Raw genomic sequence first — 13640 nt, 5'->3', positions numbered from 1 at the left:
TCAGCACCTGTTCCTCCAACCGAAAAAGGGGCGACCTCGCGGTCGCCCCTCTCCTCTCCCCAGACTGTTATGCGCTTACCACTGGAAGCGGGCGCGCAGGTAGTAGCTACCGCCGTTGAAGCCGAACGGCGAACGTTCCCCGTACTTGGCACCGACGATGCCCGAATACGGGTTCTCGATCGGGTAGTTGTCGAACACGTTCTGCGCGCCGACTGCCAGTTCGAGGCCGTCGAACGCTTCGTAGGCCAGTTCGGCATCGAAGGTCAGTTCGGCATTGGCATCGATCGGCAGCGTTTCGTCTTCGAGGTGGGCCTCGTAGTAGCTGCCGAAGTAGTTGGCCCGCACGAAGCCGCGGAAACGGCCCTGTTCGTGGGTGATGTTGAGGAAGCCCTTCCACTTGGGCAGGCCTTCTTCGAGCTGGCGGACACGGGTCGCCGAGATGGTCTGGCCAACGTCGGTGACTTCGGTCTCGGTGTAGTTGATTGCCAGCGTGGCACGCGTGGTGCCGCCCTCGATCGGATAGAACCGGGCGTTGGCAACGAAGTCGAGACCCTGAGTGCGGGTGTCGAAGTCGTTGTTGAAGAAGGTGAAGGCCACCAGGTCTTCAAAGCCGGTGAAGTCGTTCCGGTCGATCACGCCTGCCGCGTCGAGCTGCGTGAGCAGTTCGGCCGGGGTCGGCGTGAAGGTTGCCGTGCAATTGTTCGCCACGTTCTCGCGATCGGCCAGATAGCAAAGCGCTGCCGGGAAATCGATCGTCGAGGAACGCGAGATGCGGTCCTTCAGCTTGATGTTGAAGTAGTCGAGCGTGACCGAGAAATCGCCCAGGTCACCCGCGACACCCAGCGTGAAGCTGTCGGCCTTTTCGGGCCCAAGGGTCGGGCGGTCGAGGCCGAGACCGCCATTGGCGACGGTATCCGCGATATAGTCCGAAGCGATCAGGCCTGCCGGGCTGAAGAGCGGGAAGGTGCCTTCATCCTGCAGCTGGCCGTTCGAGAACTGGGTGGTCACGTTGATGACGTTCGCCTGGCCCGCGGTCGGGACGTGGAAGCCGGTCGAATAGGTACCGCGAAGGCGCCATGCGTCGGAAACCTTGAACAGGCCGCCCAGCTTCCAGGTCAGCGTATCGCCGAAGCTCTTGGTGTCCTCGTAACGAACCGCACCCTGCAGGGTCAGCGCGTCGATGAGGTCGGCTTCGATGTCGATATAGGCCGCCTTGTTGTCTTCCTTGCTGGTGCCCGCCGCATTGGTGGCGAAGCCCGGGAAGCCGTTGGAGCTGGTCGAGAAACCCTGGCCCGTCGGATAGGCAGCGGTCGGCTGGGCAAGCGGGCCCAGTTCGAACGAAGCCGCATCGCCGGCGGTGATACCGAATTCCTCGTCGCGATATTCCGCACCGGCTGCGACATAGACGCTGCCGCCGCCAACCGGGATTTCATAACCGAGGTCGAGGTTGATCACGTTCTCGGTCTGCGAATAGCCGCCCGGGTTGAATTCGGTCGGCGTGTTCGGGCCAAGCGAGGCGTTGACCGTGTTGCGGATCGAGAAGGACGACTTGTTGCGCCCGTGACGATAGCTGAGGTCGAAGTCGAGCCCGCCAAGGATCTGTCCGCGGATACCGGCCGCGATCGAGTAGTCCTCGATGTCGCCGCCGAAGCGCGGGGTGAAGCCGCCCGGGAACAGTTCGACGAAGCTGAAGCAGTTCGCATCGGCGCTGACCTGCGCGAGGATCGTCGGATCGGGGATCAGGCCGCCCTGCGTCAGCGGGATACCCGCCGGGCAGTCGCCCGCAGTGGTGTTCGAAAGGTCACCCACGAGGACCGAGGGCACGCCGCCTGCCGAAGCGGCGAGCGGCTGGCCGGTGGCCGGATCGACCGTCGGACCGGCATAGACGCCGCCGCGATTGGTCGGGTTGCGGAAAAAGAACCCGCCATCGACGTTACGCTCGGCGTAGTTGCCGAAAGCGTAGAGTTCGATCGCATCGGTCAGGTCGACGCCGAAGTTGGCGAAGATCTTGAAGTCGTCGTTGACGTTCGGCTGGCCCCAGATCTGGGCCGGGTCGGCAACGGCGGTGTTGCCGGCAGCGATCAGGGCTGCGGCATCGTCGCGCTGGACCGAACGCACGGTTGCGTCCTGTTCGCCATATTCGGCCGACAGGTTGAGGAAGCCGGTCGAACCGAGCGGAACGCCAACATTGGCAGCGATGGTGTAGGTGTCACCGTCGCCTTCGTAGGTTTCACCCCACTGGCCGGAAATCGTGCCGCCTTCGGGGCTGTCCTTGAGGATGAAGTTCAGCACGCCCGCGATGGCGTCCGAACCGTATTGCGAGGATGCACCGTCGCGCAGCACTTCGAGCTGCTTGATGGCGATCGACGGGATGACCGAGATGTCCGGGCCCTGCGAGCCATCCGAGATGCCGCCGCCGAGGAAGGCGATGACAGCGGCGCGGTGCTGGCGCTTGCCGTTGACAAGGACGAGGGTGTTGTCGGGCGAAAGGCCGCGAAGGTTGGCCGGACGCACCAGCGTCGCCGCGTCGGAGATCGGCTGGGTGCCGACGTTGAAGGAAGGAACCGAAACGCGGAGCACGTTGCCGATGTCGCTATCGGCATTGTTCGACAGCTCGGCTGCGGAAACGATATCGACCGGCGCGACGGTGTCAGCGGCCGAGCGGTCGGACTGGCGAGTACCGGTCACGATGATGGCCGGCGCATCCGAAACCGAGTCCGTACGAATTTGCGTCTGGGCGTCCTGCGCAGCGGCCGGAACCGCCATCGCGATACCTGCGGCACCAGTCAGGAACGCGGCGCGCGTGCGAAATTGGGAACGGGTTTTCCGTAGCATATTTTCCCTCCTCCTGTTGTCGGCGGCAAACCGTGTTGCCGCGATGCACGCCGGTCTATTGCGGATTTTTTACAAATGCAACGAAACGCCCGCAAGAAACGGGAAAACCGTGTGGCATTTGCGCAACAAAAAAAGGCCGGAACCCGCGGGCTCCGGCCTGTGGCTAGTCTTGTGTTCGCAGGAGGAACATCGGTGGGCGGGGCCGCCCGGGGAGAGAGAGGAGAGAGTGGGCGGCCCCGCCGAGTCGGTTGTCAGTTGTACGCGCGCTCCCCGTGTTCGGAGATGTCGAGCCCGTTGACTTCGTCTTCCTCGGTCACCCGGAGGCCGATTGCAGCCTTGACGATCAGGCCGGCGATGAGCGTGCCGATACCTGCCCAGGCGATGGTGACGATGACGCTGAAGACCTGCACGCCGAGCTGCGCACCAAGCGCGGTCGAACCGTCGCCGGGGCCGCCGAGGAACGGCTGGTAGACCACGGCCGTGCCGATGGCGCCGACGATGCCGCCGATGCCGTGGATGCCGAATGCATCGAGGCTGTCGTCATAGCCAAACTTGGCCTTCACCTTGGCAACGAAGAAGTAGCAGACCGCCGAGGCGAGGATGCCGAGCAGGATCGCGCCGAAGGGGCCCGAGTTGCCGGCTGCCGGGGTGACGGCGACGAGGCCGGCGATCACGCCCGAACAGAAGCCCAGGGCCGAGCCCTTGTGACCGGCCATCCGCTCGATCACCATCCAGGTCAGGGCACCTGCCGCCGTCGCGACGAAGGTGTTGATCATGGCAAGGCCGGCCGAACCGTCGGCTTCGAGTTCCGAACCGGCGTTGAAGCCGAACCAGCCCACCCACAGCAGGCCCGTGCCGACCATGGTCAGCGTCAGGCTGTGCGGCATCATGGGCTCCTGCGGCCAGCCGCGGCGTTTGCCGAGCAGGTAGGCGAGGACGAGGCCCGAGACACCGGCGTTGATGTGCACCACGGTACCGCCAGCAAAGTCGAGCGCGCCGTCTTCGAACAGCAGGCCGCCGCCGGCCCAGACCATGTGGGCGATCGGGAAATAGACGATCGTCAGCCAGATCGGCACGAACAGCATGACGGCGTTGAACTTCATGCGCTCTGCTGTCGCGCCCAGGATCAGCGCCGCGGTGATGGCCGCAAAGGTCATCTGGAAGCTGATGAAGACGTACTTGCTGATCACCTCGTCGGTGAAGGTTGCAGCCGTGCTGGACGCATCGGTTCCGGCAAGGAAGTAGCTGCCCCCGCTGACGAACAGGCCCAGCGTGCCTTCATAGGTGGTGTCGCCGAAGGCGAGCGAATAGCCCCATATCACCCAGATGATCATCGCCAGAGCGGCGGTGGCGCCGATCTGGGTCATGGTCGAGAGCATGTTCTTCGAGCGGGTCAGGCCGCCGTAGAAGAGCGTCAGGCCGGGGATGATCATCAGCATGACGAGGACCGTTGCGGTCATCATCCAGGCATTGTTGCCGGGGTTGGGAACGGCAGCGGCAGCTTCTGCGGCCTCCTGCGCGAAAGCTGCCGTAGAGGCAGTCAGGGAAGCTCCGAGCACAGCGGCACCGGAGAGGAACTTACGCATGGTCATGAGTGTCTCCTTGCGGCTCACAGCGCGGTTTCGCCGGTTTCGCCGGTGCGGATGCGGGTGACTTCGGCGAGATCGAGAACGAAGATCTTCCCATCGCCGATGGCTTCGGTGCTGGCGGTCTGCTGGATCGTCTCGATCACCTGCGGTGCGAGACCGTCCGCGACGGCGATTTCCAGCTTCACCTTGGGAAGCATGTTGGTGGAATATTCGGCACCGCGATAAATCTCGGTCTGCCCCTTCTGGCGTCCGAAGCCTTTCACCTCGGACACGGTCATCCCCGCCACTCCAATGCCGCCGAGGGCTTCGCGCACCTCGTCGAGCTTGAACGGCTTGATGACTGCGATGATGTATTTCACGCGTTCACCCCTCTGGCTGCGCACCGGCCAAGCACCGGCCTTCGCACATGCAGCACGAAGCGTGCCAAATTGCGTAGAGAGGGGACGGAGGCACCAAAACGGGGGGCCAAGCCCCATGTTTGCCTAATTTATGTGCGCGTGTTTATTTTTTGTGCAACTCGAGCGTCGCGACGACCGGCAGGTGGTCCGAAGCGACGGCCGAAAGGGCCGTGTGGTGCACTTCGGACGATATGCAGCGCCAGTGCTTGCTGGCGACGATCCGGTCGAGCGTGGCGACGGGCTGGCGGCTGGGATAGCTGCGCCCGGGGGTCACGACCATCCAGTCCTTGGTGAACTCGCGCATGGCACCCGTGGCGCGGCCCCACTGGTTGAAATCACCCATGATCACGGTCGGCAAATTGCGCTTGCAGGCCTCGACATGGCCGAGCAGCGAGCGAATCTGCTCGCGGCGGCGAAGCCCCGACAGATCGAGGTGAGTGCCGATCACGCGAATGGCATGGCCTTCCACCATCAATTCGCCGCAGGCCGCTCCACGAGGCTCCAGCGTCGGCAGGTCGAGTGCCTCGCCTTCGCTGATTTCCAGGTCGCGGCGCACCAGCAGGGCATTGCCGTGCCAGCCGATGGAGCGCGGCCTGCGCGCGACCTCGACGACGCGCCAGTGCGTATCGTCCAGCTCGGCGCGGGGAATGGTCGTCGCCCTGTCGCCGATCCGCCGGTCGACTTCCTGCAGCGCGATGATGTCGGCATTGATTTCGTGCAGGACCGTGAGAATGCGGTCGGGATCGCGCTTGCGATCGAGGCCGACGGCCTTGTGGATGTTGTAGCTGGCGAAGGTGAGCCGCACAGACGTCCTATTCGCCCGAGATGTAGCGATCGGTCGTTCGCACTTCGATCCCGTCGATGCTCCGGTCGCGGCCCCGCGCCCGTGCAAGCCATTCTTCGGGATCGGATTGCGCATGGGCCTTCTTCAGCGTGGCGCGCTCGTCCGTGAACTCCATGAAGGGTACACCCCAGCCGCAGCTGGTCTGCACGCTTTCGACCGCGATATCGAAGATTTGCCGCGTGCCCGGCAAGAGGTCGAAATGCGCGGACAGTTCAGCCCAGTCCGCATCCTGCGGCAGGACCGCGCGGCCCGTGCCGTAGATCCGCAGGATCAGCGCGGGCCGGTCGAAATTGCAGAACATGACGGTGATGCGCCCGTCTTTCGACAAATGGGCGTGGGTCTCGTTGCCCGAGCCGGCAAGGTCGAGATAGGCGACGCGCGTCGGGCCGAGCACGCGGAAGGCGTCGTACCCTTTGGGGCTCAGGTTGATGCGGGCATCTTCGGCAGCGGTGGCGACGAAAAAGACCGGCTGCTTGCCGATCATGGCAATGTGCTTTTCGTCCAGCGCGTCGAAAAAGTCGGCCACTAGAGAAACTCTCCCAGCGTCGCCATGAAGCGGTCGAACTGGTCGTGGTGCAGCCAGTGACCTGCGTTCTCGAACTCGATCACCCGCGCATTGGCGAAATGGTCGAGCCTGCCGTCGCCTTCGGGGTTGGAGGCCCAGCTGTCCGCGCCATACAGCAGCAGCGTGGGCGCCTTGATCGCCGCCCAGGTCTGGTGGAGGAACTCGTCGGCGATATCCTCCACCGGCCAGACGTTGAGGTGCGGATCGAACTTCCAGCTGTAGGTGCCGTCCTCGTTGCGGTTGACCCCGTGGATCGTGAGATGGCGCGCCTGCTCCTCGGTAAGGTAGCTGTTCTCCTCGATCATTCGGGCGAATGCCGTCTCGATGCTCTCGTACTTGCGCGGGATGCGGCCGGAGGCGCGCCGCTTCTGCCCGATCCATTCGGCCATGCGTTCGGGATAGGGGCGCTCGCGCATCTCGGACTGCCGCTTCGGGCTCGGCCCCAGCCCTTCGATCGCGACGATCTTGGTGACCATGTCGGGGAAGGTACCGGCATAGCGCAGCGAGACATTGCCACCCATCGAGTGGCTGACGATCGTCACCGGTCCGACGCCCAGCTGGTGAACGAGCTGTGCAAGGTCGTAGACCATGTCGTTCACGTGGTAATTTCCGTCGCTGACCCAGTCGGAATCGCCGTGACCACGGTGGTCCATGGCGACGACGTGCCAGTCCTGGCGCAATTCCTCTGCCACCCAGTCCCAGCTGCGGGCATGGTCGCGCCCGCCATGGACGAGCACCAGCGGCGGCTTGCCGCGGTTGCCCCAGTCGAGATAGTTGAGCCGCAGGCGCTGCGAAATGAAGGTCTGCGAAGTCGGTCCGGTGAGCGTCATGCAGGCGCTTTGCAACGCCTCCACAATTGATTCAACCTCACCTTTCCTTCGTGGCCGAGAAAACCAGCTCCGGATTCTTCTCCTGCTGGTAGCTCACGTCCCACGGGCTCTTGGCCATGAACACGAGGTCGCCGTCGCGGTCCTTGGCCAGACTGGCGCGGTTGTATTTCTCGAATTCGTCCATCGCCCTGGCATCGCCCCTGAGCCAGCGGGCAGTGGCGAAGGGAGAGGCTTCGAGGCGTGCCTCGACCTTGTATTCCGCTTCGAGCCGGCTGATCAGCACTTCGAGCTGGAGCTGGCCGACCACGCCGACGATCCACTGGCCGCCGATCTCGGGATAGAAGACCTGGATCACGCCCTCTTCGGACAGATCGTCCAGTGCCTTGCGCAATTGCTTGGTCTTGGTCGGGTCTTCCAGCTGGACGCGGCGCAGGATTTCGGGCGCGAAATTGGGCAGGCCGGTAAAGCGGATCTGGTTCTTTTCCGACAAGGTGTCGCCGACCCGCAGCGTGCCGTGGTTGGGAATGCCGATGATGTCGCCGGCTTGCGCCGTGTCGGCCAGTTCGCGGTCCTGCGCGAAGAACAGGATGGGCGAGTGGATCGCGATCGGCTTGCCAAGGCCCGACGGCGTCAGCTTCATGCCGCGTTTGAAGGTGCCCGACACCTGCCGCATGAAAGCGATGCGGTCGCGGTGGTTGGGGTCCATGTTTGCCTGCACCTTGAAGATGAAGCCGGTGACCTCGTCGCGGTCTGGCGAAACCTGCTCCTCGCCGGCCGGCTGCGGGCGCGGCGGCGGGGCGTATTTCGCAATCGCCTCGATCAGTTCGGTGACGCCGAAGTTCTTCAGCGCCGAGCCGAAATAGACCGGCGTCATGTCGCCATTGCGATAGGCGTCGAGATCGAATTCGGGATAGCCGATCTGCGCCAGCTCGACATTCTCGGCTATCGCGTCGGGCAGGTCGAACCCGGCCACCCGCTTGCCCTTGAATTCCTTCGACGGGCCTTCGGGCACGACCACTTCGCCGCTGGCGAAGTCGAGGATGCCCTGGAATTCCCCGCCCATGCCGACCGGGTACATCTGCGGGGACACGTCGAGCGCGAGCATGTCGGCGATCTCGTCGAGCAGTTCGAACACAGGCCGCCCTTCGCGGTCGACCTTGTTGACGAAGGTGATGATCGGCACGCTGCGCAGGCGGCAGACCTCGAACAGCTTGCGCGTCTGCGGCTCGATCCCCTTGGCCGCGTCGATCACCATGATGGCGGAATCGACCGCGGTGAGCGTGCGGTAGGTATCTTCGGAGAAGTCCTCGTGCCCCGGCGTGTCGAGCAGGTTGAAGGTGATGCCGTCGCGCTCGAAGGTCATCACGCTGGAGGTGACCGAGATGCCGCGCTGCTGTTCGATCTTCATCCAGTCCGAACGCGCACGCCGCGCCGCCCCGCGCGCCTTGACCTCGCCGGCAAGGTGGATCGCGCCGCCGGTCAGCAGCAGCTTCTCGGTCAGCGTGGTCTTGCCCGCGTCAGGGTGCGAGATGATCGCGAAAGTGCGGCGGGACTGGGTGGTATCGGTATTCGCTTGCGCCATGCGCCGCCCGCTAGACCGCAAGCGCCCCCGCGTCCACCGCTAACCGCGCCGCCCCGAGGGGCACGCTTTAAGTGAATGGAAACACTCGGCATTTATAAAAGGCGATAATATTCGGGGGAATTACAATGAGCCTGTCCAAGTCAATACTCGCCCTGTTCATGGCCGTTTCGCTGGCGGCCTGCGGTGCATCGGGCGATTATTACGAAAAGCCGCCGGCCGATGTCGCCAAGGCGATCAAGGGCGCTTACCTGCCGACCCACGTGCTCGGTAGCCAGATCAAGCGCAGCCGCGTCACGCAGTCTTCGCCCGATACGGTGGTCACCACCCTGCTGGGCGCTGGCGGGCGCGAGATGATGCATTTCGTCACCACCATCACGCCGGACGGGTCGGGCAGCCGCGTCTCCACCGAACTCAGCGTGCCTGAAGGCGTGAAGGACCGGCTCGACGAAGCCGTGTCGAAGGACCCGATGGCAGCGCATGCGATGAACGTCATGCAGATGCTGGCCAAGGAACACGTCGCCGCCGCGATCGAGGGGCGACCCTTCGACATGACGCTGGGCAATCCCAACGCCAAGGCCGCCATGGCGATGAACCCTGAAATGAAGCAGCACGTCGATGCCGCCAATGCCGCGGCGGCCGAAATGTCGCGCTACGAACAGGAAGCCGAGTTCGAAAGCAGCTACGGCAGCGAATGGGGCGAAAGCGGCAGTTCGAGCGCCGACGGCTGGGGCAACTGACCCCGGCCCGCCTCAGCCCTCGCGCGCGATCCGGAAGCCGGCAAAATCCTGGCTGACCGGCATCAGCTCGAGCGTGTTGATATTGAGGTGCGGCGGCAGTTCCGCGACCCAGCGGATCGTTTCCGCGATATCGTCCGCCGTCATCGGGTTGGCCCCGCCGTAAAGCGCCTGGTGCGCATCCTCGTTGCCGCCGGTGCGTACCAGCGTGAACTCGGTCTCCACCATACCCGGCTCGATGGAACAGACGCGCACGCCCGTGCCGTGCAGATCGGCGCGCAGGCCGAGGCTGAACTGGCGCACGAAGGCCTTGGTCCCGCCATAGGCATTGCCGCCCGGATAGGGATAGGTCGCCGCCACGCTGGAGACGTTGATCACCGCGCCCTTGCGCTTGATCAGCGCGGGCAGGAGCTTGTGCGTGATCGAGGCGAGCGCGGTGACGTTCGTCTCGATCATGGTCTTCCACTGGTCGAGATCGGCGCTCTGCGCAGGCGCGGTGCCGAGCGCGAGCCCGGCATTGTTGACCAGCAGGTCGATGGCCGCAAACGCTTCGGGAAGGCCGGAGAGCGCCGCATCGCGCGCCGCCTCTTCGCGCACGTCGAAGCTGGCGGCATGGACCTTGTCCGCACCGAGTTCCGTCACGAGGGCATCGAGCCGGTCCTTGCGCCGCCCCGTCGCCACGCAGCGCCAGCCGCTGGCGACCAGCGCACGAACGGTCGCCTCGCCAATGCCCGAAGTGGCTCCGGTGACGAGCGCGGTCTTCATCCGCGCAGCTCCGCGCCCTGTTTCGCGGCGCTTGCCACGATGCTGTCGGAGATCGCCTTGATCTCCTCGTCGGTGAAGGTCTTGTCGCCCGGCTGGAGAATGACCTCCACCGCAACCGACTTCTTGCCTTCGGGCACGCCTTGCCCTGCAAAGACGTCGAACACGCGGGCATCGACGATCGACTTCTTGTCCGCGCCGCGCACCGCCTTCACGAGGTCGCCTGCGGCAAGGCCTGCGGGCACGAGGAAAGCGAAGTCGCGCGTGATGGCCTGCAGCGCGGGCGGCGCATAGGCTGCGCGGGCAAAGCCGCCGCCGCCGCGCTTGGCGGGAATGGCGTCGAGGAAGATCTCGCCCGCCACCACCGGCCCGTCGATGTCGAGCGCCTTCAGCGTATTGGGGTGCAGCGCGCCGAAGCGGGCGAGCACGGTCTTGGGGCCGAGCCGCAGCGTGGCCGACTGCCCCGGGTGGAACTGCTCGCCAGCCTCGCCCATCACCATGAGGTTGGCGACCGGCGCGCCTGCCGCTTCGAGCAGGGCCGTGACTTCGGCCTTGGCGTCATAGGCATCGAACCCTTGCGCCTTGCCATTGGCCCAGCCGCGCGGGGTCCGCTCGCCTGCCAGCACGAAGCCGAGCGTCGGCTTCTCGTCGCTCGACCCGTCGGCTGCGCGGAAATAGCGGCGGCCGATCTCGAACAGGCGCGAGGCGTCCGCGCCGCGATTGGCATTGCGGCGGGCGGCCATGACGAGGCCCGGCAACAGCGAGGGGCGCATGACCTTCATGTCCTCGCTGATCGGGTTGTCGAGCGCCCAGAGCTGCGCGCCGTCGCCGAAGTGCTCGGCTTCCGCAGCGGGCAGGAAGGACCAGGTCACCGCCTCGTTCAGGCCGCGCGCGGCGGCTGCGCGGCGAACTTTCCGCTCCGTCTGCTGGAGCGGGGTCGCGGTCGGCTTCGCCACGCCGTCGGCGCGCGGCAGGGCGACGCTGGCGACATTGTCGAGGCCGTGGATGCGGACCACCTCTTCGACAAGGTCCGCCGGCCCTTCGATATCGTGGCGGCGCGGCGGGCAGGTCACCTGCCAGTCGCTGCCCACGCCAAATTCGAGCGCGGTCAGGATGCGGCGCTGTTCGTCTTCGGCCACGTCGATGCCGCCGAGATCGCGGGTCAGCGCGGGGTCGAAAGCGACGAGTTTGGGCTCCACCGGCGGCTGGCCGGCGCGCACGACTTCGCTCGCCTCGCCGCCGCAGATGCGCTGGATCAGCGAGGTCAGCAGAGCAAGGCCATCGTCGAGGAAGGCGGGGTCGACGCCGCGCTCGAACCGCGTGCGCGCATCCGAGGCGAGGCCGAGCTTGCGGCCCGTCACGCCGATGCGCTCGGGATCGAAATAGGCGATTTCGAGCAGGACGTCGGTGGTCGCTTCGGTGACGCCCGAATGTTCGCCGCCCATGATGCCAGCGACATCGTGCACGCCCGCATCGTCGGCGATGACGGTCATGGTCTCGTCGAGCGTGTAGGTCTTCTCGTTCAGCGCCTCGACCTGTTCGCCGTTCGTCGCGCGGCGGGCGACCACTGCGCCCGTCAGCTTGGCAAGGTCGTAGGCATGCGCCGGACGGCCGAAGGCGAGCATCACGTAATTGGTAATGTCGACGATGGCCGAGATCGGGCGCTGGCCGGCCGCGATCAAGCGGCGCTGCATCCATTCGGGGCTGGAGCCGTTCGACACGCCGCGGATCGTGCGGCCGTAGAATGCCGGGCAACCCTCAGGGTCGTCGGTGCGGATCTCGACAGCACAGGGATAAGCCGCTTCGATCGCCGGTATCTCGATCGGCTTGAACGTGCCGACACCCGCTGCGGCGAGGTCGCGCGCGATGCCGTAGACGCCCATGCAGTCGGGCCGGTTGGGCGTGATCGCCACGTCGAAAACGGGCGAGGCGTCATGGTATTCGGCAAAGCTGGTGCCGACCGGCGCATCGTCCGGCAGCTCGATGATGCCGTCGTGTTCGTCGCCCAGTTCGAGCTCGCGCACGGAGCACATCATGCCGTTCGATTCGACGCCGCGGATCGCGCTCTTGCGCAATTCCATGCCGTTTGCCGGAACCACCGCACCGGGCAGGCCGAGCACGCCCTTCATACCGGCGCGCGCATTGGGCGCACCGCACACGACCTGCAGCGGGTTGCCGTCACCCGTGTCGACACTGAGCACCTGCAGCTTGTCGGCATCGGGGTGCGGGGCCGCGGTCAGCACCTTGGCGACGCGGAAGCCTGCAAGGCGCTCAGCCGGATCCTCGATCCCCTCGACTTCGTGGCCGATGCGGTTGAGCGCAGCCGCGATGTCCGCCGCGCTTGCCTCGGTGTCGAGGAAGTACTTCAGCCATTCGAGCGAGAACTTCATGCCTTCGCTCCTACGCCAGCGGAAAGGGTCGGCTGGTCGAACGGCGAGAAGCCGTAATGGTCGAGCCAGCGCTGGTCGCCGTCGAAGAACGCGCGCAAATCATCCATCCCGTATTTGAGCATGGCGAGGCGGTCGACGCCCACGCCGAATGCGAAACCCTGCCATTCCTTGGGGTCGAGCCCGGCGAACTCGATCACCCGGGCATTGACCATGCCGCTGCCGAGCAGTTCCATCCAGCCGTGACCCGGCGCATCGCCGTCCCCGCCGAGCACGCGGCGGCCGCCCACGTCCTGCCAGCCCACGTCGACCTCGACCGAAGGCTCGGTGAAGGGGAAGTAGGAGGGGCGCAGGCGCAGCACGATGTCGTCGCGCTCGAAGAAAGCCTTGAGGAAGGTTTCCAGCGTCCACTTGAGGTGGCCGAGGTGGATGCCCTTGTCGATCACGAGGCCTTCGACCTGGTGGAACATCGGCGTGTGCGTCGCGTCGCTGTCGGAGCGATAGACGCGGCCGGGCGCAATGATGCGGATCGGCGCGCCCTGCTGGACCATGGAGCGGATCTGCACCGGCGAGGTATGCGTGCGCAGCAGCATCCGGCGGCCTTCGCTATCCACGTCGGGGAAATAGAACGTGTCGTGCATGGCGCGCGCAGGGTGCGTTTCGGCCATGTTGAGCGCGGTGAAATTGTGCCAGTCGTCCTCGATTTCCGGACCGGTGGCGACCGAGAAGCCGAGGTCGGCGAAAATTTCGGCAAGCTCGTCCATCACCTGGCTGACCGGGTGGACGCTGCCGCGCGGCGCGTGCGGCGCAGGCAGGGTGAGGTCGAGCGTCTCGGTGGCAAGCCGCGCCTCGAGGGCAGCCCCGTCGATCGCGTCCTTGCGCGCGGCCAGCGCGTCGGCGACGTCGGTGCGCAGGGCCTGGATCTTGGGCGCCTCGCTCTGGCGTTCTTCCGGGCTCATCTTGCCCAGCGTCTTCATCAGTGCGGAGATGGAGCCCTGCTTGCCCAGGAACTCCACGCGCAGGGCCTCGAGTGCAGCGGCATCGCCGGCTTCCTCGATACGCGCGAGCGCGGTGTCCCGCATTGTTGCCAGATCGGTCATTGAATCCTCGGGTT

At 65.4% G+C, this 13640-nt stretch carries 11 protein-coding genes; 1 reads left to right on the top strand and 10 read right to left on the bottom strand.

Annotation, left to right across the window (positions count from 1 at the left end):
* Positions 1-75: 75 nt before the first annotated feature.
* From LC083_RS07400 to LC083_RS07370, 7 genes are all read right to left on the bottom strand, one after another.
* Positions 76-2835: a TonB-dependent receptor plug domain-containing protein gene (locus LC083_RS07400; protein WP_226699812.1), complete on the bottom strand. Its 2760-nt coding sequence runs from the start codon at positions 2833-2835 to the stop codon at positions 76-78.
* Positions 2836-3086: 251 nt separating this feature from the next.
* Entirely contained in the window at positions 3087-4427 is a 1341-nt protein-coding gene (locus LC083_RS07395; RefSeq protein WP_226699811.1) for an ammonium transporter, read from the bottom strand.
* Positions 4428-4444: 17 nt separating this feature from the next.
* Positions 4445-4783 (bottom strand): P-II family nitrogen regulator, encoded by a 339-nt coding sequence (locus tag LC083_RS07390; RefSeq protein WP_160608731.1) that lies wholly within the window; start codon positions 4781-4783, stop codon positions 4445-4447.
* A gap of 142 nt (positions 4784-4925) precedes the next feature.
* Positions 4926-5627, bottom strand: coding sequence for an endonuclease/exonuclease/phosphatase family protein (locus LC083_RS07385; protein ID WP_226699810.1), 702 nt, complete (start codon positions 5625-5627; stop codon positions 4926-4928).
* A 7-nt stretch (positions 5628-5634) separates the two neighbouring features.
* Positions 5635-6192: a pyridoxamine 5'-phosphate oxidase family protein gene (locus LC083_RS07380; RefSeq protein WP_226699809.1), complete on the bottom strand. Its 558-nt coding sequence runs from the start codon at positions 6190-6192 to the stop codon at positions 5635-5637.
* Positions 6192-7061, bottom strand: coding sequence for an alpha/beta fold hydrolase (locus LC083_RS07375; RefSeq protein WP_226699808.1), 870 nt, complete (start codon positions 7059-7061; stop codon positions 6192-6194). Before LC083_RS07375 ends, LC083_RS07380 begins: the two co-directional genes overlap by 1 nt.
* A gap of 37 nt (positions 7062-7098) precedes the next feature.
* Positions 7099-8643 carry a peptide chain release factor 3 gene (locus LC083_RS07370; protein WP_226699807.1) on the bottom strand — a complete coding sequence of 515 codons (1545 nt, stop codon included), beginning with the start codon at positions 8641-8643 and terminating at the stop codon, positions 7099-7101.
* A 125-nt stretch (positions 8644-8768) separates the two neighbouring features.
* On the opposite strand from LC083_RS07370, the gene LC083_RS07365 reads away from it, so the two are divergent.
* On the top strand, positions 8769-9380 hold the full coding sequence (locus LC083_RS07365; protein ID WP_226699806.1) for a hypothetical protein: 612 nt from the start codon (positions 8769-8771) through the stop codon (positions 9378-9380).
* 12 nt (positions 9381-9392) lie between these two features.
* Here the strand turns inward: LC083_RS07365 and LC083_RS07360 are convergent, their stop codons facing one another.
* From LC083_RS07360 to pheS, 3 genes are read right to left on the bottom strand one after another with little or no spacing between them, the layout of a single operon-like run.
* A complete protein-coding gene (locus tag LC083_RS07360) occupies positions 9393-10142 on the bottom strand; it encodes an SDR family NAD(P)-dependent oxidoreductase (RefSeq protein ID WP_226699805.1) in 750 nt (249 codons plus the stop codon).
* A complete protein-coding gene (gene pheT, locus LC083_RS07355; protein ID WP_226699804.1) occupies positions 10139-12529 on the bottom strand; it encodes a phenylalanine--tRNA ligase subunit beta in 2391 nt (796 codons plus the stop codon). The genes LC083_RS07360 and pheT overlap by 4 nt, the downstream gene beginning before the upstream one ends.
* Positions 12526-13626: a phenylalanine--tRNA ligase subunit alpha gene (gene pheS, locus LC083_RS07350; protein ID WP_413469445.1), complete on the bottom strand. Its 1101-nt coding sequence runs from the start codon at positions 13624-13626 to the stop codon at positions 12526-12528. Before pheS ends, pheT begins: the two co-directional genes overlap by 4 nt.
* Positions 13627-13640: the final 14 nt, after the last annotated feature.

The organism is Qipengyuania gaetbuli (assembly GCF_020524765.1).
Taxonomy (GTDB): domain Bacteria; phylum Pseudomonadota; class Alphaproteobacteria; order Sphingomonadales; family Sphingomonadaceae; genus Qipengyuania; species Qipengyuania gaetbuli_A.
This window is presented reverse-complemented; position numbering and strand designations above follow the sequence as displayed.